Raw genomic sequence first — 19,970 nt, 5'->3', positions numbered from 1 at the left:
GACAGGATGGAGGATGAGTTGTGGATACGAACGCAAACGGTCAGCAGCCGCAGCCGGAAAAGAAAAAGCTGGCGCTGAATGTAGTAAGCAACAAGGAGCATAAAGGCTTCGGTGCGGGCACGATCGATCTGAGCCAGGTGTCGCCCGTCATCATCGACAACGGCGAAGCCTATATCGACGTAGGCGCGATGCACGCGAAGAGCAAGGTGGAGAAGGGCATCAAGTTCTCGCCGGACAAAGAAAACGTCCCGAACGGCCGCCAGGTATGGCTCGTATGGGTAGCCGTCGACCGCGACGAGCGGGGAAGCTTCTACGGCGGCGCGACGGCGTGCGAGATGCTCATCGATACCGAAGCCCGCCGAGGCTGGAAGGTGCTGGCCGAGCACGTGAACCGGATGGACCGAGCGATCAAGCGCAAGTTCCTGCTCGAGGACCTGGGCGACGAGGACAAGGCGGCCCTCCGCCGGCTGCTGCAGTCGCACAACTACGAGTGGTGGGACCGCTCGCCGGAAGAGCTGAAGGACCAGTTGGAATAGAGGCTACGGAATAGAAGCTAACCAACGGGCAAAAGACTGCCGGAGACAGCCAGGATCATCCTGCGCGAGTCTTAGGCAGTCTTTATTTTGAAGGGGGGAGCGGGCGCCCCGGTCGTCCTACTCGCTGTCGCGCCGGGAATAAGGATGTGCCAGCGTCTTATTTGCCGGAAAAGCGTGCTCGCGCCCGGAATAAGGATGTGCCAGCGTCTTATTTGCCGGAGAAGCGTGCTCGCGTCCGGAATAAGGATGCGTCAGCGTCTTATTTGCCGGAAAAGCGTGCTCGCGCCGGGAATAAGGATGCGTCAGCGTCTTATTTGCCGGAGAAGCGTGCACGCACCCGGAATAAGGATGCGACAGCGTCTTAATTGCCGGAGAAGCGTGCTCGCGCCGGGAATAAGGATGCGTCAGCGTCTTATTTGCCGGAAAAGCGTGCTCGCGCCCGGAATAAGGATGTGGCAGCGTCTTATTTGCCGGAAAAGCGTGCTCGCGTCGGGAATAAGGATGCGTCAGCGTCTTATTTGCCGGAGAAGCGTGCACGCACCCGGAATAAGGATGCGACAGCGTCTTATTCGCCGGAAAAGCGTGCTCGCGCCCGGAATAAGGATGCGGCAGCGTCTTATTTGCCGGAGAAGCGTGCTCGCGCCGGGAATAAGGATGTGGCAGCGTCTTATTCGCCGGAAAAGCGTGCTCGCGTCGGGAATAAGAATGTTCCAACGTCTTATTTGCCGGAAAAGCGTGCTCGCGCCCGGAATAAGGATGTGGCAGCGTCTTAATTGCCGGAGAAGCGTGCTCGCGCCGGGAATAAGGATGCGACAGCGTCTTATTCGCCGGAAAAGCGTGCTCGCGCCCGGAATAAGGATGCGGCAGCGTCTTATTTGCCGGAGAAGCGTGCTCGCGTCGGGAATAAGGATGCGGCAGCGTCTTATTCGCCGGAAAAGCGTGCTCGCGCCGGGAATAAGGATGTGGCAGCGTCTTATTTGCCGGAAAAGCGTGCACGCGCCGGGAATAAGGATGTGGCAGCGTCTTATTCGCCGGAAAAGCGTGCTCGCGTCGGGAATAAGGATGCGACAGCGTCTTATTTGCCGGAAAAGTGTGCTCGCGCCCGGAATAAGGATGTGTCAGCGTCTTATTCGCCGGAAAAGCGTGCTCGCACCCGGAATAAGGATGCGTCAGCGTCTTATTCGGCCGGAATGGCGTGGGGTGGGCTCATCCCCGTCGCTCAATGAGCGAACGGGATAAGCCCACGCCGGTGCTCGGCAGCGCGTCAGCTCTTCCACCAGCCGCGCAGCTTGCTCCACAGCGAGCGCGGGCCGTCCTGCTCGCGGGTGCCGGCGTCGCCGGTGTCGCCGCAGACGCCGGTGGGCTCGGTGCCGGCGAGGAACACCGCGCGCATCCGCGCGGGACAAGCTTCGGACGCCAGCAGGCCCGACGCAGGATCGATGTCCACGGCGACGACGCCGTCCGGCATCGCGAATGGATGCGGCGGCACGTCCGCGAGCGCGGCTTCCGTGTACTCGGCGAAGATCGGCGCGGCGCGGTGCGCCTCGGTTGAAGTGATGGCTTTGCCTTTGTCGTAGCCGACCCAGACGGCGGTGACCAGGTCCGGCGTGTAGCCGACGAACCAGGCGTCGGAGCTGGTCGTGCCGGACTTGCCGGCGGTCGGCCGGTGCAGCATATGGGCGACGCGGCGGGCGGTGCCGCCCGGCTCGAACACGCTGCCGAGCAGGTCGGTCACGACGTACGACAGCGCCGGCGACAGCGCCTGCTCCGCCTTGGGCTGCGCCTCGTACAGCGTGCGTCCGGCGCTGTCGGCGATGCGCAGGATGGCGGTCGGCTCCCGCTTGACTCCGCCCGCTGCGAAGACCGAGTACGCGGACGCCATCTCGAACGGGCTCACGGGAAATGTCCCGAGCGCCAGCGACGGCACGGCGTCCATGCGCGCGGTGATGCCGAGCCGCCGCGCCATCTCGATGACCGTGTCGGGGCCGGCCTTCATAAGCGTCTGCACCGCGAAGATGTTGTCCGAGGCTCCGATTGCTTGCCGCAGCCCGATGTCCGCGCCGAAGTAGCGGTCGTTGTAGTTGCTCGGGCGGTACACCTTGCGGTAGTCGTCGTAGTAGAAGACGGTCGGTTCGCTGCGGAAGCTCGTCGCCGCGGTGACGGCCCGGCTGTCGAGCGCGGCCGCGTACACGACGGCCTTGAACGAGGAGCCGGGCTGGCGCGTCGCGGCGAACACGCGGTTGTACGGATTGTCGACGTAGCGCCGGCCGCCGACCATCGCTTTGATCTGGCCGGTCGCCGGATCGATCGACACGAGCGCCGCCTGCAGCTGGCTCCCTTTAGGCATCTGCCGCTCCACGGCGGCCTCTGCCGCGCGCTGCATCCGGCTGTCGAGCGTCGTATAGATCTGCAGACCGCCCTCGTTCACGAGCCGCTCCTCGATGCCGAGCTTGCTCGCCGCCAGCTTGCGCACATAGTCGGCGAAGTAGGGCGCCGTCTGCCCGCGGTCGCCCTCGGGCGGACGCACGACGATCGGCGCGGCCAGCGCCTCGCGCCGCTGCGCCGCGTCGATCGCGCCGCTCTCCGCCATCGACTGCAGCACGATGCGCTGGCGCTGCCGCGCCTGCGGCAGCCGCGTATAAGGCGAATAATAGCGCGGTCCCTTCGGGATGCCGGCCAGCAGGGCGCTCTCCGCGAGGCTGAGCTGCGCCGCGGGCTTGCCGAAGTACAGCTGCGCGGCGGCCTCCGCTCCGTACGCGCCGTTGCCGTAGTAGATCTGGTTGAGGTACAGCTCCAGAATATTGTCCTTGCTGTACTCGCGCTCCAGCAGGGCGGCGTACCAGGCCTCCTTGAGCTTGCGCGTCCAGGTGCGCTCGTGGCTCAGGTACAGATTGCGCGCGAGCTGCTGGGTCAGCGTGCTGGCGCCCTGCTCGCGCGACAGATGGCGCGCGTCGACCCAGGCCGCCCGCGCCAGGCCGCGCAGATCGACGCCGCCGTGCTCGTAGAAGCGGCGGTCCTCCACGGCGAGCGTCGCCTTGACGAGCCAAGGCGAGATGTCGGCGAGCCCGACGGTGCGGCGGTTCACGCCGCCCTGAAGCGAGGACAATACGCTGCCGTCGGCGCCCAGGATGCGGGTCGACTGCGGCATCTCGGCCGCCGGCAGACTGCCCAGCCGCAGCGCCAGCAGGAGCGCGGCGGCAGCGGCGAGCGGCAGCAGGCCGGCCAGCAAGAGTGCGAGGCGCCATCCGCCCCGGCGCCGTCTGCCCCCGTCCGCCCGCTCGGCGCAGACCGATGAATCCGGGCGACGAGCCGCGTCGGCATGGCCGGCCGGATCGCCCCCGCTCGCCGCGTTTCCTTTCGTATGCAGATCCAATTCCGTTCCTCCTCGTTCGTCCGCCCACTCCAAGCTACCCCTTATTATGGAAAAGTCCGTTTCCTCTTATTCCCGTCTCGACCAAATCCGCATTGCTTTTTGCGCGCGATGACCTATAATACAACTTGTTTAGTGCGAATCCGACAGGAAAGAAGGGATCCCATGTCCTCCATGGAATTGTGGTACACCGAAAAGCAGACCGAAAACTTCGGCATCACGGCGAAGATCAAGCAAACATACGTGCATGAGCAGACGGATTTCCAAGAGCTGGCGATGATCGAGACGGAAGAATGGGGCAACATGCTCGTGCTGGACGGCATGGTCATGACGACGGTCAAGGACGAGTTCGTCTACCATGAGATGGTCGCGCATCCGGCGCTGTTCACGCATCCGAATCCGGAGCATGTGCTGGTCGTCGGCGGCGGCGACGGCGGCGTCATCCGCGAGGTGCTGAAGCATCCGAAGGTGAAGAAGGCGGTGCTCGTCGACATCGACGGCAAGGTCATCGAGTATTCGAAGCAATATCTGCCCTCGATCGCGGGCAAGCTGGAGGACCCTCGGGTCGACGTGCAGGTGAACGACGGCTTCAAGCATATTCTCGATCATAAAAATACGTACGACGTCATCCTGGCGGACACGACCGAGCCGGTCGGCCCGGCGGCGCATCTGTTCACGCGAGGGTTTTACCAGGGTATTTATGAGTCGCTCAAGGAAGAGGGCCTGTTCGTCGCCCAGACGGACAACCCTTGGTTCAAGGCCGACCTGATTCAGAGCGTCAACCGCGACGTGAAGGAAGTGTTCCCGATCGTGCGCGTGTTCACGGCGAACATCCCGACGTACCCGAGCGGCCTGTGGACGTTCACGATGGGCAGCAAAAAGCACGATCCGCTGAACGTCGACGCGGCGAGCCTGCCCGAGCTGGACACGAAGTACTACACGCCTCGCCTGCACCACGCAGCCTTCGCGCTGCCGAAGTTCGTCGAGGATCTGACCAAGTAACTCGCGCTCGCAGGTCGCATCGCTTCAGCGATCCGTACGGCTCGACTCGCTGCGTGTCAGCATTTTTCGTTATTCCGACCCGTTCCCTTTTGTGGGAGCGGGTTTTTTAATGATTTTATGGACGTTTGCGTCAAAAACAATAACATTATATTGAAAATAACAATAAATGTTCGGATAAATAAGGAAAACGGTGTCGAATGATGATATAATTACTGACATCATACATAGTAAAAAGGGGTGGGGCGGCATGTTCGATTGGCTCGGTTTCAAAAAGGGTCTCCCGCTATGGTGGTCGTACAGGCTGAATCGAAATTTGAAGCAGGATATCGAGGAAATATTCGAGGGGATCGCGGAGACGCGCATGCAGCTCCTGAAGGACTGGACGAGCGATTATTGGCGCCATCTGGACCGGCTGCACGAACAGCTGCTGTCGGCGAGCGGCGGCAAGACGCCGGCAGACCGGGCAGCGCCCGCCGAGGCGCTGGAGAGGCTGATGGGCTCGACGTACACGCGCGCGACGGACTTTACCGAGCTTTTTCTGATCGACGGCGAAGGGGTTGTCACCTGCTCGACCCACCTGCCGCACAGAGGACGGGCGTATGGAAGCGGCGCCGCATTCGCGGCAGGCATGGACTACGCGCGGGGCGCCGGCAGCGGACGCCCGAGGCCGTGCCTGTTCGGCCCGTATCCCGATCCGCTGACGCTGGAGATCGGCGCCCGCTCGTCCGCTTTTCATGACAAGATGACACTGCTCTTCATATTGCCGCTGGCGGAGAACGGGCAATGGCAGGGCGCGCTGTGCGGGCGGGTGCCGAACGATGTCATCGGTGACCTCATCCAGCGGGAATCGGGCCACGTCTACCCGGACTCCGGCGACAACTATCTGTTTATGGCCAAGCCGTCGCTGAATGTCCACATCGCACCCGGCACCGCCCTCTCCCGCAGTCGATTCGAGGATCGCACCTTCACCCACGGCGAGAACCTGAAGGACGGCGTGCGGACCGATTGGGGCATCGTCTCGGTGAAGGAGCATACGGAGCTGGAGCTCATGTTCACCGATCCGGCTACCGGGCAGCTGCACCCCGGCGTTGCGAATACGATCAACAACGGCGGCAACCTGTTCGTCGAATTCCCGGGCTACTCGGATTATCGGCACATTCCGGTCATCGGCAAAGGTGTGACCTTCGAGCTGCCGCACTGCCCGGACCGCTGGGGCATGATGTGCGAGGGTGACCTGGAGGAGGTGTACCGGATTCGCAGCGTGTCGCTGCGGGTTGCCCGGCCGCTGGGCATTGGCGTCGCGTCGTTCGCCGTCTTGTCCGCCGCCTTCGTCGGCTATCTCGCCTCCGTGCTGTCCCCCGTCTGGACGGGCGTCTGCGAGCTGGCGTTCACGCTGGCCGCCGGCTGGGTCGCCATGGCGCTCATGCGGAAGCGGGGCGACAGTCGCGTATCCGCGCCGCTGCGCAGCCTGAGCAGGTTCATTCGCATCAACGCCGAGGGCAAAGGAGATCTGACACAGCGGATTCGCATCGCGGATTACGACGACGACGAGATTCGCGATCTGGCGAAGTGGATCAACAATATGATCGATTCGCTCGAGGGCATCATGCTCCAGGTGAGGCTGGCGGCATCCGACGTATCGAGCAGCCAGCGGCTGATGAACGAGTCTGCGGCGACGACGGCGGGGTCGACGGAACGGGTCAGCGCGCGGATCCACGATATGATCCGCAGCCTCCGGAGGCAGCTCAAGGATATCGACGTGGCCAAGGATGTGGCTGGCGAGATGCGGGAGACGCTGGCGATGCTCGAGCGCCGGGCGGCCGAGCAGATCGAGGTCGCACAGGGCGAGGTCGAGCGCATCGGCGGCAAAATGTCGCAGATCGCGGACCGCGTCGCGCAGACGAACGGCACGATCCGCGTGTTCATGGACACGGCGGGCGAGATTCGCGGTCTGCTGGGCGTCATCGAGGAGATCTCGGCGCAGACGAATCTGCTCGCGCTGAACGCCTCGATCGAAGCGGCGCGCGTGGGCGAGCATGGCCGGGGCTTCGCCGTCGTCGCCAGCGAGATCCGCAAGCTGGCGGACTCGACGCGCCGGTCGACGGAAGAGGTGCACGGCATCGTAGCCAAAATATACGAGCATGCGCAGCTGGCATATGCCTCGATGGAGGAGGGGACGCGGGTGGTCGAGGAGGGGACGGAGCTCGTCGCCGTCGCCTCGGAGACGCTGGGCGCCGCCAAGTCCGAGGATGCGATGAAGTCGCAGGTCGTGGACGAAGTCGTCGCCCTGATGGAGAAGATCGCGGGCGTCAGCATGGAGAACCGCACGATCTCCGCCGAGGTCGAGGCCAAGGTGCAGGGTCTGCTCGGCGAGATCACCGGCGTGCGGCATACATCGCAAAGCGTCGAAGGCATCACCGCGTTCCTGCAGCAGCTGGTCGGACAGTTCCGCGTGACCGAGACGCGGCTGCGGTAGGAGCTTGGGACGGACGAGATAGCGGCCTTGAGGGCCGTTATGACTGGGCTTGTTCGGGAATAAGACGCTGGCGCATCCTTATTTCGGGTGCGAGCACGCTTTTCCGGTAAATAAGACGCTGGCGCATCCTTATTCCGGGTGCGAGCACGCTTTTCCGGCAAATAAGACGCTGGCGCATCTTTATTCCGGGTGCGAGCATGCTTTTCCGGCAAATAAGACGCTGGCGCATCCTTATTCCGGGTGAGAGCACGCTTTTCCGGTAAATAAGACGCTGGCGCATTCTTATTCCGGGTGCGAGCGCGCTTTTCCGGCAAATAAGACGCTGGCGCATCCTTATTCCGGGTGCGAGCATGCTTTTCCGGCAAATAAGACGCTGGCGCATCCTTATTCCGGGTGCGAGCACGCTTTTCCAGTAAATAAGACGTTGGCGCATCCTTATTCCGGGTGAGAGCATGCTTTTCCGACCAATAAGACGCTGACGCATTCTTATTCCGGGTGCGAGCACGCTTTTCCGACTAATAAGACGCTGGCGCATCCTTATTCCGGGTGCGAGCATGCTTTTCCGGTAAATAAGACGCTGGCACATCCTTATTCCAGGTGAGAGCACGCTTTTCTGGTAAATAAGACGCTGGCGCATCCTTATTCCGGGTGCGAGCACGCTTTTCCAACCAATAAGACGCTGCCGCATTCTTATTCCGAGTGATAGCGCGCTTTTCCGACCAATAAGACGCTGGCACATCCTTATTCCCCCGTACGCGCGGAGGGGTGCAGCAAGCGTGCCATAGCAGCCTCAAAGGCCGCTATGGGTGCGAAGAACGCGATGCATTAGATACAACGGCGGCTCCACATGCGAGGAGCCTGCTTACATGCGCTCGGGTGCGGCGATGCCGAGCAGCTTGAGCCCCTTGCCGAGCAGGGCGCCTGCTGCCGCCGACAGGCGCAGGCGGCTCTGTGTGCCGTCCGGGTCCTCCGGGCGGATCGCCTTGCCGTCGTGATAGAAGCGGTTGAAGTCGCGCGACAGCTCCAACAAGTAGCGTGCGACGGCGGACGGCTCGTTGTCCTGGACCGCGCTGGCGACTGCTGCGCCCCACTGCGTCAGCCGCTTGGCGCAAGCCCAAGCAGCATCCGAATAGCCGCCGTCGTCGGCGGGGCCGGCTGGTGTGGCTGCCGCTTGCGCATCCACGCCCTCGGCGCCTTCCGCATGCGACTCCGCTCCTCCGGTGCCGACCGCATACCAATCCGCATCACCGGCGCCCGCATAATCACTCGCATCACCGGCGCCCGCATAATCACTCGCATCACCGGCGCCCGCATAATCACTCGCATCACCGGCGCTCGCATCACCACTCGCATCACCGGCGCCCGCATAATCACTCGCATCACCGGCGCCCGCATAATCACTCACATCACCGGCGCCCGCATAATCACTCGCATCACCGGCGCTCGCATAATCACTCGCATCACCAGCGCCAGCGTACTCACTCGCATCGCCTGTAACCGCGCCGACCGTTTCCTCGGTCGCACTTCCGCTGCCATTCCCGCCAGCAGCACCTGCCTGGCCGTAACCGCCCTTGCGCAGCAGGCTTGCGATCCGCGCATGCGTGTACTGCACATACGGCCCTGTCTCGCCCTCGAAGCTGACGACATCCTCCAGCTTGAAGTCGACGGATAGCTGCCGGCGGTTTTTCAGATCGCCGAACACGACCGCGCCGACGCCGACGGCTTCGGCAACCCGGTCGCGATCGGGCAGATCGGGACTTTTGGCCGCGATGATTGCGCGCGCCCGCTGCACGGCTTCGTCCAGCACCCCGTCCAGGAAGACGACCTTGCCCCTGCGGGTGGACATCTTCTTGCCCTCCACGGTCATGAGGCCGAACGGTACATGCTCGCAGTCTCCCGTCCACGGCTCTCCCATTTTCCCCAATACACCGAACACCTGTCTGAAATGAAGCTGCTGCTCAGCCCCGACCACATACAGCAGCTTGTCGGCCTGCATGACTTGCTTGCGGTACAGCGCCGTGGCGAGGTCGCGAACCGGATAGATCGTGGCGCCGTCCTTCTTCAGGATCAGGCACGGCGGCAGCCCCTCCTCATCCAGTCTGACGACCAGCGCACCGTCGCTCTCCTCGAGCAGTCCCGTCGCCCGCAAGCGTTCCAATACCGGCTCCAGCTTGTCATTGTAGAAGCTCTCGCCCAGCACCTCGTCGAAGCCGACGCCGAGACGCGTATAGACGCGTTCGAACTCCTTCATGCTCTCGTCGACAAAAAAGCGCCACAGCGCGGTCGTCTCCCCGTCTCCCTGCTCCAGTCGCAGGAAGGCCTCGCGCGCTTCGTCCTCCAGCGCAGGCTCGGACGCAGCTTCCTCGTGAAAGCGGACATACAGCCGCAGGCTCTCTCCGATCGGATCGGTCTCGAGCGCGGCCCGCTCGCCCCAGCGGCGGTAGGCGACGATGAGCTTGCCGAACTGCGTGCCCCAGTCGCCGAGATGGTTGACGGTCGTCACGCGATAGCCGGATTCCCGGTAGATGGCCGCCAGCGCGTTGCCGATCATCGTCGAGCGCAGATGACCGACGCCGAGCGGTTTGGCGATGTTGGGCGAGGACATGTCGATGACGACATGCCGGCCGCGGCCTGCGTCCGAGCTGCCGTAGTCCGGCGCGAGGGTGGCCTGGGCGATGCGCGGCAGCCAGACGGCGGGGGCGAAGAACAGGTTGACGTAGCCGCCGGCGGCCTCGGCGCGTACGCCGCTTCCTCCGGCGTTAACCGCCTCTGCGATGCCGGCGGCGATAACGGCAGGTGCGCGGCGCAGCGTCTTGGCCAGGACGAAGCACGGGAAGGCCACGTCGCCGAGCCCGGGCTCGGGCGGCGTCTCAAGGCGGCGCAGAAGCTCCTCCTTTTCCAACGGTACATGGGGGTGCAGCAGGACTGCGGCTTGTTCCAACAGCATGTCGATCTCCTCCTCGTCTTCTTTCGGGAGCGTTAGCATCCGATATTGTCCAGCGTCAAAATCCGAACGCAAAAAACCCCCGTCTCATCAAGAGACGGAGGTTGGTCCGCGGTGCCACTCTTATAGCGCTCGGGCAGGGGGGCCTGCGACTGAACGCCGCTCAAAAGGATAACGGCCGTCAGGCCGGGCCGCCCTACCGCGGCCATGCTTCGCATACGCCGGCCGGTTCGGGCGACCGACTCCCGGGTCCGCTTCCCGAAGATCCCGCCGTGCCGGGTCCCACCCCTCCGGCTCTCTGGTACGGCTTGTGATCCGGTACTCTCCCGTTCATCGTCGCTTGGATATTGGCACATATCATAGCACGCGGCGGCCCGGGCGGGCAAGAGGGGGAGCGGCGCACCCGTCGGCGTGGCGCGGCGGCATGGAGGGCGCAGCGCGGCGGAGCTTTGCGGCGGCGTACCGAGGCGACGACATGCACGGGGGCGTGGCGCGGGGGAGCTTTGCGGCGGCGTACCGAAGCGGCATGCACGGCGGAGTGGCGCGTCGTCGTCTCCCGCCCTTGCGAGCATCGGCCGCCTCGGCGCCATCTCCTGTCGTTGAATTCAAAGGGCGTTGTGTATATAGTAATAACAGACAATCGGACAGACGGGAGCGGATCGGAATGCCGGACTACAGGCGCGTGACGGTCGTGTTCCGCAGCCGGCAGGACGGCGAATCCGGCACATGGGCGGAGGAACGGCTGGCCGGGCAGTGGTACCGGATGGCGACGGGCTGGGTGCTGCGCTGTCAGGACGCGATGACCGTCTCGATTCTGCAGGGCGACGTTCGGGTCGTCCGGCAGGGAGAGGTCGGCGTCGAGCAGACGTTTCGGCTGGGGGCGTCGACGCAGGGCGCGGTGCGCCTGCCACAGGGAGCGCTGGCCGTGGAGGCGTTCACGCACGAGCTGACGGCGGAGCTGGCGGCGTCCGGCGGCACGCTGTACTGGCGCTACGATATGCGCAGCGAGGATCAGGAGATGGGCCGGTTCGAGATCGGGCTGGATATACGGGAGGAATAGAGTCATGAACGTGTTGGAACAGACCTATGAGGTGTTGAAAGAGGTCATCGCGGATGCCGCGGTCAGAGCGGGTATCGTGGAACGGGAGCAGGTGCCTGCCATTGTGATCGAGGTGCCGCGCGACAAAGCGCACGGAGACCTCGCGACCAACGCCGCGATGCAGCTGACGCGCATCGCGAAGAAAAATCCGCGCGAGATCGCAACCGCGATCATCGCGCATATGGACAAGGAGCGGGCGAACGTGATGTCCGCCGAGATCGCGGGTCCGGGCTTCATCAACTTCCGCATGGACAAGCGCTACCTGCTGCCCGTCGTCGCCTCCGTGCTGGAGCAGGGCGGCGGCTACGGCTCTTCGTCTGCAGGCGGCGGACGCAAGGTGCAGGTCGAATTCGTCAGCGCGAATCCGACCGGCAGCCTGCATCTGGGCCACGCGCGCGGCGCGGCGGTCGGCGACGCGCTGTGCAATGTGCTCGCATTCGCGGGCTACGACGTCTCGCGTGAATACTATATCAACGACGCGGGCAACCAGGTGGGCAATCTGGCCCGCTCGATCGAGGCGCGCTACCGCCAGGCGCTCGGGCAGGATGCCGCGATGCCGGAGGACGGCTACTACGGCGAGGATATCGTCGGCTTCGCCAGGGAGCTGGCCGAGCGCGAAGGTGCGCGGCTGCTGGAGAAGTCGGACGAGGAGCGCTTCGAGTACTTCCGCAGCTACGGCCTCGAGCGCGAGCTGGACAAGATCAAGCGCGATCTCGGCCGGTTCGGCGTCAGCTTCGACAGCTGGTACAGCGAGACTTCGCTGTATCAGAGCGGCAAGGTCGAAGGCGCGCTCGAAGCGCTGCGCGCGCAGGGGCACGTCTATGAGGAAGAAGGTGCGGTCTGGCTCAATACGACGGCGTTCGGAGACGACAAGAACCGCGTGCTCGTCAAAAACGACGGTAGCTACACGTACCTGACGCCCGACATCGCCTACCATATGGATAAGTTCGCGCGCGGCTTCGACGAGCTGATCAACATCTGGGGCGCCGACCACCACGGCTATATCCCGCGCGTCAAGGCGGCGATGGCCGCCCTCGGCCACGACCCGCAGCGCCTGACGGTGCTAATCGCGCAGATGGTCAGCCTGTTCCAGAACGGTGAGAAGGTCAAGATGTCCAAGCGCACGGGCAAGGCCATCACGATCGAGGATCTGATGGACGAGGTCGGCGTCGACGCGATCCGCTACTTTTTCACGATGCGCAGCATGGATACGCATCTGGACTTCGACATGGATCTGGCCGTCTCGACGTCCAACGAGAATCCGGTGTTCTACGTGCAGTACGCGCATGCGCGCATCTGCAGCATCTTCCGCCAGGCGGAGGAGCAGGGCATCGCCGTGCTGCCCGTGAGCGAAGCGGACCTGTCGCTGCTGGCGACCGAGCACGAATACGACCTGCTGCGCAAGATGGGCGAGTTCCCTGCCGCCGTCGCGGACTCGGCGAAGGACTATGCGCCGCATCATATCGTGCGTTACGTGTATGAGTTGGCGGCGCTGTTCCACAGCTACTATCGCGCCGAGCGCGTTATCACCGAAGACGCTGCGCAGAGCCAGGCGCGGTTGCAATTGCTCGCGGCGCTGCGACATACGCTGGCCAACGGCCTGCGGCTGATCGGCGTGTCCGCGCCGGAGCAAATGTAGGAGCAAGCGGCGAGGGCCGTCGCATTCGAAGCCGCGGGGCTTGTATCGGCGCTGTGGCACACGAATCGAGATGCGACTTAGCGGCAAAAAAGTCCGCTATCGGCCCCATCAGGGCGCGGGCAAGAGCCAATAGCGGAAAAAAAGTCCGCTATCGGCCCCGCCAGAGCGCGGGCAAGAGCCAATAGCGGAAAAAAGTCCGCTATTGGTCTCGCCAGAGCGCGGGCAAGAGCCAATAGCGGCAAAAAAGTCCGCTATCGGTCCCGCCAGGGCGCGGACAAGAGCCAATAGCGGCAAAAAAGTCCGCTATTGGTCCCGCCAGGGCGCGGGCAAGAGCCAATAGCGGCAAAAAAGTCCGCTATCGGTCTCGCCAGAGCGCGGGCAAGAGCCAATAGCGGCAAAAAAGTCCGCTATCGGTCTCGCCAGGGCGCGGACAAGAGCCAATAGCGGCAAAAAAGTTCGCTATTGGTCCCGCCAGAGCGAGGGCAAGAGCCAATAGCGGCAAAAAAGTCCGCTATCGGTCTCGCCAGAGCGCGGGCAAGAGCCAATAGCGGCAAAAAAGTCCGCTATCGGCCCCATCAGGGCGCGGGCAAGAGCCAATAGCGGAAAAAAGATCCGCTATCGGTCCCGGCAGGGCGCGGGCAAGAGCCAATAGCGGCAAAAAAGTCCGCTATCGGTCCCGCCAGGGCGCGGGCAAGAGCCAATAGCGGAAAAAAAGTCCGCTATTGGTCCCGCCAGGGCGCGGGCAAGAGCCAATAGCGGCAAAAAAGTCCGCTATCGGTTCCGGCAGGGCGCCAGGGAGAGTCAATAGCGGCAAAAAAGTCCGCTATTGGTCCCGCCAGAGCGCGGGCAAGAGCCAATAGCGGAAAAAAAGTCCGCTATCGGTCCCGCCAGAGCGCGGGCAAGAGCCAATAGCGGAAAAAAAGTCCGCTATCGGTCCCGGCAGAGCGCGGACAAGAGCCAATAGCGGCAAAAAAGTCCGCTATCGGTCCCAACGGGGCTCCGAACAGAGCCAAGCGCCCGCCCCAAGCGTGGCCCAACCGGCCGCCCCGCCCAGCCGAGCCGCCCCCGGGCTAGCCCAGCGGCCAACTGTACGCTCGGCTAGCCCGACGTCATTCCCGCCCCGGCCGACATATCGTCGGCGGCCTTCAGCATGCGCAGCACATCCAGCTCCCCGGCTCCCCGGGGAGCTTTGTTGTAGGCGAGCGGCTTCGCGGACCGCCGCAGGATCTCCTGGATGCGGCCGGGCGACAGGCCGGGCCGCAGAGACAGCAGGAGCGCCACCGCGCCGGTGACATGGGAGGTCGCCATCGAGGTGCCGCTCATGACGCGCCGGCGGCCGTTCGGCCAGGCCGATTCGACCTGGGCGCCGGGCGCGAACAGATCGACGGAGGCGCTGCGGTTCGTGAACCGCGCGATCCGCCCCCGCCGATCCAGGGCGCCGACCGCGATCGTATGGCCGAAGCCCGCGGGGTAGTCGATGCTGCCTTTCTTGCCGTCGTTGCCCGAGGAGGCGACGATCGGGATGCCGGCCCGGTAGGCGCTCTCCACCGCCTTCAACAACGCATCGCTGCGGCTCGGCATGCCGAAGCTCATATTGACGATATCCATGCCGTGATGGATACACCACTCGATGCCGAGGATAATGTCCGATACGTAGGCGGAGCCGTCCGAATCGAATGCTTTGACCGGATGGATCTCCGTCCGGGGCGCTACCCCGATCATGCCGCGCGATGCGTTCGCGGCCGAGATCGTGCCTGCGATATGGGTGCCGTGTCCGTTGTCGTCGTGCGGCAGCGAGGTGCGCTGCAATAGGTTGATGCCGCGGCTGAGCGCATGCCGCAGGTCGGGGTGATCGAAGTCGACGCCCGTGTCGATCACCCCGACCTTGACCCGCTGCCCGGTCGTGCGGCTCCAGGCCTGGGGCGCGCGGATGCGGCGGACGCCCCAGGGGATATCCAGCTTGCTGTCCGTGCGGAAGATCGGCTTGGGCAACGCGTGGCTGACCTTCACGCTGCGGTCGGCCTCCAGTACGCAGCCGTAATTCAGCAGCGAGGCCAGGGCGGAGGCGGGGAGCGGCAGGCTGAAGCCGCCGATGACCCGGATCGGGCGGGCGGCCCGCAGCACCGCGCCGTGCGCCCGCATCTTCGCCAGCGCCGCCAGGAAACGGCGCCCCTCCTCCGGCCTGACGAACCGTACGATCGTGCTGGCGTCCCACTCTCCGCCGGCGGAGAGCTGACGGCGGAGATGGCGAAGGAGCGCGCTCGTATCCATGTGGCTGGTCTCCCTCCCGGCTTAGATTTCCCATACTATGTGCGCCAGCGGAGCGAGGCTTGGGAGTATGACCCGGGCCCTCGCAAAATGGGCGTGAGGCGGTGTCATTTGCTGACCCGGCACATAGTATGAAGGGAGAGTTTGCCGGAGAGACTCTCGCGCCCGTATAGGTTCCTCCTCCCGAGGAGCACGGAAGGGTACAGTCGATTAAGCGAAGGCGCCAGCAGTTGCGTCTTCGCTTAATGGCGTTTCCGCGAGACATGCGCCGCTATTCTCCATACAAGTACGGCAATCGACGCGGTTCCCGCCGCGGATTCCGGCATGGTCCGAGCCTCGCGGCGGCGCGTCGGACGGCTGGCGCGAATACTTGCATTTTCAACGCAAATGCGTTTAACTAAAGGTTGACACCTACGGGTAAAGGTAACGTTTAACATACAGAGAGGATGGGGACTTAGAGCGTGAGCGCGGAATACGTCCTGAAGTTCGACGCCGAGAAGATCCGGGAGATGCCGATGGTTGACCTGGCCTTCGAGGTGCTTAAGGCTGCCAATACGCCGTTCTATTACCGCGATCTCATGATGGAGATCGCCAAGCTGCGGGGCTTCTCGCCCGAGCAGATCAATGAATTTATCGCCCAGGTCTATACGGAGATTAATATCGACGGCCGCTTCGCGTGCGTCGGCAGCAATGTCTGGGGCCTGAAGCGCTGGTATCCGGTCGACCGTTCGGACGATCCGGTGACGGGAGGGGCGAAGCGCCCTCGCATCATCAACGACGACGACGATCTGGACGACGAGGATCTGTACGGCGAGGACGAAGAAGAGACCTTCACGGAGGCCGAGGAAGGCTTCGACCTGTTCGACGAGGATCGCGAAGAGATCTTCGACGAAGGCGAAGAGGCGAGCGAGACCGATGACGAGGTCGCGATCGACGAAGAGACCGAGGACGAAGAAGGCATCGAAGGCGAAGTCGAGGAAGACGAAGACGGCTTCGACGACGACGAGGAAGAAGACGCGGACGAAGAAGACGAGGAAGAAGAACGCTAATCGCGCCCAGGGAGACGCCGCCAAGGCGTCTCTTTTCATTAGTCCGGCCGGGACTCGGGAGGCTGCGGCTTGAACAAGTGCGGCGCTAAAGCTCCGGCGTTGGAGAAGGGCTGCGGCGTTCGGCGGAGGGCGAGTTCGGGATCGGTTCCGGCCGATTTCAGAGGCTTGACACCACTGAGGCCAGCGGGTAAACTTATGCTTGGGCTTTTCAAGCAGGCATTTCAATAGCGTTATTTTTAAAAAGTGCCCCCATTTAAATGGGTGTCGCTTTTTTTGTTTTTTTGGAGATGATTAACATGATGCCAGGCGGCACATGCGGGAGGTATGACAGAGGGTGACCAAATATATATTCGTGACAGGCGGCGTCGTGTCCTCGCTCGGCAAGGGAATCACGGCGGCATCGCTCGGGCGGTTGCTCAAGAATCGCGGGCTCAAGGTGACGATTCAAAAGTTCGATCCGTACATCAATGTGGACCCGGGAACGATGAGCCCCTACCAGCATGGCGAGGTGTTCGTCACGGACGACGGCGCGGAGACGGACCTCGATCTCGGCCACTACGAGCGCTTCATCGATATCAACCTTTCCAAGAACAGCAATGTCACCACAGGCAAGATCTATTCCACCGTCATCAGCAAAGAGCGCCGCGGCGAGTATCTGGGCGGCACGGTGCAGGTCATCCCCCATATTACGAACGAGATCAAAGACCGCGTGTTCCGCGCAGGACGCGAGACCGGCTCTGACGTCGTCATCACCGAGATCGGCGGCACGGTCGGCGATATCGAGAGCCTGCCGTTCCTCGAAGCGATCCGTCAGATCAAGAGCGATATCGGCCGGGACAATGTCATGTATATTCATGTGACGCTTATCCCTTATATCAAGGCGGCCGGCGAAGTGAAGACCAAGCCGACTCAGCACAGCGTCAAGGAACTGCGGAGCATCGGCATCCAGCCGAACGTCATCGTCTGCCGTACGGAGCATCCGCTGGCCGAAGACCTCAAGCGCAAGATCGCGCTCTTCTGCGACATCGACGCGAATGCCGTGATCGAATGCCGCGACGCCTCGACGCTCTACGAGGTGCCGCTGATGCTGCGCGAGCAGGGACTCGACGACTACGTCGTGAGCCACCTGAAGCTCGGCGGTGCGGACAAGCCCGACATGGAGCAATGGATCGAGCTCGTGAACCGCGTCAAGTCGCTCAAGCGTACGACCGAGGTCGCCATCGTCGGCAAGTACGTCGCGCTGCACGACGCATATCTCAGCATCGTCGAATCGCTGGCGCACGCCGGCATCGACGCCGACGCCGAAGTGAACATCCGCTGGGTGAACGCCGAGGAGGTCACGCCTGCCAACGTGCAGGAGCTGCTGGGCGGCGTGGGCGGCATTCTCGTTCCGGGCGGCTTCGGCGACCGGGGCATCGAAGGCAAGATCTCGGCCATCCGCTATGCGCGCGAGAACAATATTCCTTTCTTCGGCATCTGCCTCGGTATGCAAGTGGCTGTCATCGAGTTCGCGCGCAGCATGGCCGGGCTCGACGGCGCGCACAGCTCGGAGTTCCACGCGGCCACGCCGTACCCGGTCATCGATCTGCTGCCCGACCAGAAGGATATCGAGGACATGGGCGGCACGCTGCGTCTGGGCCTCTATCCGTGCAAGATCGTGCCGGGCACGCTTGCCGCCGAGTGCTACGGCGAAGAGCTCATCTACGAGCGCCATCGCCACCGCTACGAGTTCAACAACGAGTATCGCGACCTGATCGAGTCGACGGGGCTCAAGATCAGCGGCTCCTCCCCGGACGGCAGGCTCGTGGAGATGGTGGAGCTGCCCGGGCACCCCTGGTTCCTTGCCGTGCAGTTCCATCCCGAGTTCATCTCGCGTCCGAATCGGCCGCAGCCGCTGTTCCGCGAATTCGTCAAGGCTTCGCTGCAGCGCGCCGAAGCTTGAGAAGTTCAACATTTTTATTCCAGCTCCGGCAAATGCCGGGGCTTTTTTTCGGTTTTGTAAGATGTGAGGAAGGATTTCATCGCCTAGGCGCGAATACGGGTACATAGGAGATGACAGGAAGAGGAGGATCAGGAAGTGGCCAAGAAGAGATTGCTTATTGTGGACGATCAGATCGGCATTCGGATCTTGCTGCTCGAGGTGTTCAGCGTGGAGGGATACGAGACCTTTCAGGCGGCGAACGGGCGTGCCGCGCTGGAGATCGTACGCATGCACACGCCGGATCTTGTTCTGCTGGACATGAAGATTCCGGGCATGGACGGACTCGAGATTTTGAAGAAAATCAAAGAGATGAACCGGGACGTCAAGGTGATCATGATGACGGCGTACGGCGAGCTGGACATGATCAAGGAGGCGACCGATCTGGGCGCGCTCATGCACTTCACGAAGCCGTTCGACATCGACGAGCTGAGAGTCGCCGTCAACATGCAGCTGACGGACGGCGGGCCGTCTCCGAGGTATGCGGCAGGTACTTGAGAGGCGAAGGCAGGCATCGCGTGGAACCGTCGGGGGCGCCCGTCGGTTTTTTATTTTCCCGGATTTTGGGCAGGTTTGTGACGGGACAGGCATTTTACAATCCTTCTTTCATTTGTGATATAATAACGTCGCATGCAAGTCGGGCGTAAGACAGCACACGACTTATTCAGATCGCAGGAGGAGTCAATATGCCACTCGTATCAATGAACGAATTCCTTCCCAAGGCGAAGGCGAACAAGTTCGCGGTGGGCCAATTCAACATGAACAACCTTGAATTCGCCCAAGCGATCACCGAAGCCGCCATGGAAGAAAAATCCCCCTTCATCTTCGGCGTCAGCGAAGGCGCGCTGAAGTATATGGGCATCGAGTACACGGTAGCCATCGCGGAGGCGGCAGCGAAGAAATCCGGCCTTCCGATCGCCTTGCATCTCGACCATGGCAGCACGTTCGATATCGCGATGAAGTGTATCCGCGCTGGCTTCTCTTCCGTCATGTTCGACGGCTCTCATCATCCGTATGAAGAGAACATCAAGCTGACGAAGGAAATCGTCAAGGCTGCGCACGCGATGGGCGTATCCGTCGAAGGCGAGCTCGGCACGATCGGCGGCGTCGAGGACGACCTGAGCGTAGACGAGGCAGACGCTTCGCTGGCCAAGCCCGAAGAAGCAATCCGCTTCTACGAGGAGACCGGCGTCGACGCACTGGCGATCGCCGTAGGTACCGCTCACGGCATGTACAAGGGCGAAGTCAAGATTCACTATGATATCATCGAAGCTGTCGTCTCCAAGATCCCTGTGCCGATCGTACTGCACGGCGGCTCCGGCGTTCCGGACGACATGATCCGCAAGGCGATCCAAGCGGGCGCCGGCAAGATCAACGTCAACACCGAGAACCAAGTCGCTTGCACGGCGGCGATCCGCGAAGTGCTCGGCAAGGACGCGAACGTCATCGATCCCCGCAAATACCTGACGCCTGCCCGCAACGCGATGAAGGCCGTCGTTCAAGAAAAGATCCGCCTCTTCGGCAGCAGCAACCAAGCTTAATTGAACATCGCCGCCTCCATCCGTTCCGTCGCGCTGCGGCTTGTCCGCAGCCGGTCATGCGTACGGAT

At 62.8% G+C, this 19,970-nt stretch carries 11 protein-coding genes and 2 pseudogenes; 9 read left to right on the top strand and 4 right to left on the bottom strand.

All coding sequences use genetic code 11. The features are described 5' to 3' along the window. Window positions 1–20: 20 nt before the first annotated feature. The gene (locus tag VQ071_RS16385; RefSeq protein ID WP_340515172.1) at window positions 21–536 is read left to right on the top strand and encodes a YwhD family protein; all 516 of its coding nucleotides are present in this window, start codon (window positions 21–23) and stop codon (window positions 534–536) included. A 1,264-nt stretch (window positions 537–1,800) separates the two neighbouring features. Here VQ071_RS16385 and VQ071_RS16380 read toward each other — a convergent pair. Beyond that, complete coding sequence (locus VQ071_RS16380; protein ID WP_340515171.1) at window positions 1,801–3,909, bottom strand: transglycosylase domain-containing protein; 2,109 nt, start codon at window positions 3,907–3,909, stop codon at window positions 1,801–1,803. 171 nt (window positions 3,910–4,080) lie between these two features. Between VQ071_RS16380 and speE the strand changes: the two genes are divergently transcribed. Then, the gene (gene speE / locus VQ071_RS16375; protein WP_340515381.1) at window positions 4,081–4,908 is read left to right on the top strand and encodes a polyamine aminopropyltransferase; all 828 of its coding nucleotides are present in this window, start codon (window positions 4,081–4,083) and stop codon (window positions 4,906–4,908) included. Between the two features lie 247 nt (window positions 4,909–5,155). Continuing rightward, complete coding sequence (locus VQ071_RS16370) at window positions 5,156–7,384, top strand: methyl-accepting chemotaxis protein (RefSeq protein WP_340515170.1); 2,229 nt, start codon at window positions 5,156–5,158, stop codon at window positions 7,382–7,384. Between the two features lie 862 nt (window positions 7,385–8,246). Here the strand turns inward: VQ071_RS16370 and VQ071_RS16365 are convergent. Next, window positions 8,247–8,504, bottom strand: a pseudogene (locus VQ071_RS16365) (DALR anticodon-binding domain-containing protein); the annotation flags it as partial. Between the two features lie 450 nt (window positions 8,505–8,954). Then, window positions 8,955–10,331, bottom strand: a pseudogene (gene argS / locus VQ071_RS16360) (arginine--tRNA ligase); the annotation flags it as partial. A 661-nt stretch (window positions 10,332–10,992) separates the two neighbouring features. Between argS (VQ071_RS16360) and VQ071_RS16355 the strand changes: the two are divergent. Both VQ071_RS16355 and argS (VQ071_RS16350) read left to right on the top strand, forming a co-directional pair. Beyond that, entirely contained in the window at window positions 10,993–11,388 is a 396-nt protein-coding gene (locus tag VQ071_RS16355; RefSeq protein WP_340515169.1) for a DUF1934 domain-containing protein, read from the top strand. A 4-nt stretch (window positions 11,389–11,392) separates the two neighbouring features. Beyond that, the gene (argS, locus tag VQ071_RS16350) at window positions 11,393–13,066 is read left to right on the top strand and encodes an arginine--tRNA ligase (protein ID WP_340515168.1); all 1,674 of its coding nucleotides are present in this window, start codon (window positions 11,393–11,395) and stop codon (window positions 13,064–13,066) included. Window positions 13,067–14,164: 1,098 nt separating this feature from the next. Here argS (VQ071_RS16350) and VQ071_RS16345 read toward each other — a convergent pair. Next, complete coding sequence (locus VQ071_RS16345; RefSeq protein WP_340515167.1) at window positions 14,165–15,337, bottom strand: S8 family peptidase; 1,173 nt, start codon at window positions 15,335–15,337, stop codon at window positions 14,165–14,167. A gap of 458 nt (window positions 15,338–15,795) precedes the next feature. Here VQ071_RS16345 and rpoE point away from each other — a divergent pair, with 458 nt between their 5' ends. The 4 genes from rpoE (at window position 15,796) to fba (ending at window position 19,902) form a co-directional block, all read left to right on the top strand. Next, complete coding sequence (gene rpoE / locus VQ071_RS16340) at window positions 15,796–16,383, top strand: DNA-directed RNA polymerase subunit delta (protein WP_340515166.1); 588 nt, start codon at window positions 15,796–15,798, stop codon at window positions 16,381–16,383. A 334-nt stretch (window positions 16,384–16,717) separates the two neighbouring features. Beyond that, window positions 16,718–18,325 carry a CTP synthase gene (locus tag VQ071_RS16335; RefSeq protein ID WP_340515165.1) on the top strand — a complete coding sequence of 536 codons (1,608 nt, stop codon included), beginning with the start codon at window positions 16,718–16,720 and terminating at the stop codon, window positions 18,323–18,325. A 135-nt stretch (window positions 18,326–18,460) separates the two neighbouring features. After that, window positions 18,461–18,859: a response regulator gene (locus VQ071_RS16330; RefSeq protein ID WP_340515164.1), complete on the top strand. Its 399-nt coding sequence runs from the start codon at window positions 18,461–18,463 to the stop codon at window positions 18,857–18,859. 188 nt (window positions 18,860–19,047) lie between these two features. Continuing rightward, window positions 19,048–19,902, top strand: coding sequence for a class II fructose-1,6-bisphosphate aldolase (gene fba, locus VQ071_RS16325; RefSeq protein WP_340515163.1), 855 nt, complete (start codon window positions 19,048–19,050; stop codon window positions 19,900–19,902). Window positions 19,903–19,970: the final 68 nt, after the last annotated feature.

The sequence above is a fragment of the Cohnella sp. 56 genome (genome assembly GCF_037963805.1).
Taxonomy (GTDB): Bacteria; Bacillota; Bacilli; order Paenibacillales; family Paenibacillaceae; genus Cohnella.
The sequence above is the reverse complement of the archived record's forward strand: the minus strand, read 5'-3'. Positions and strand labels throughout refer to the sequence as shown.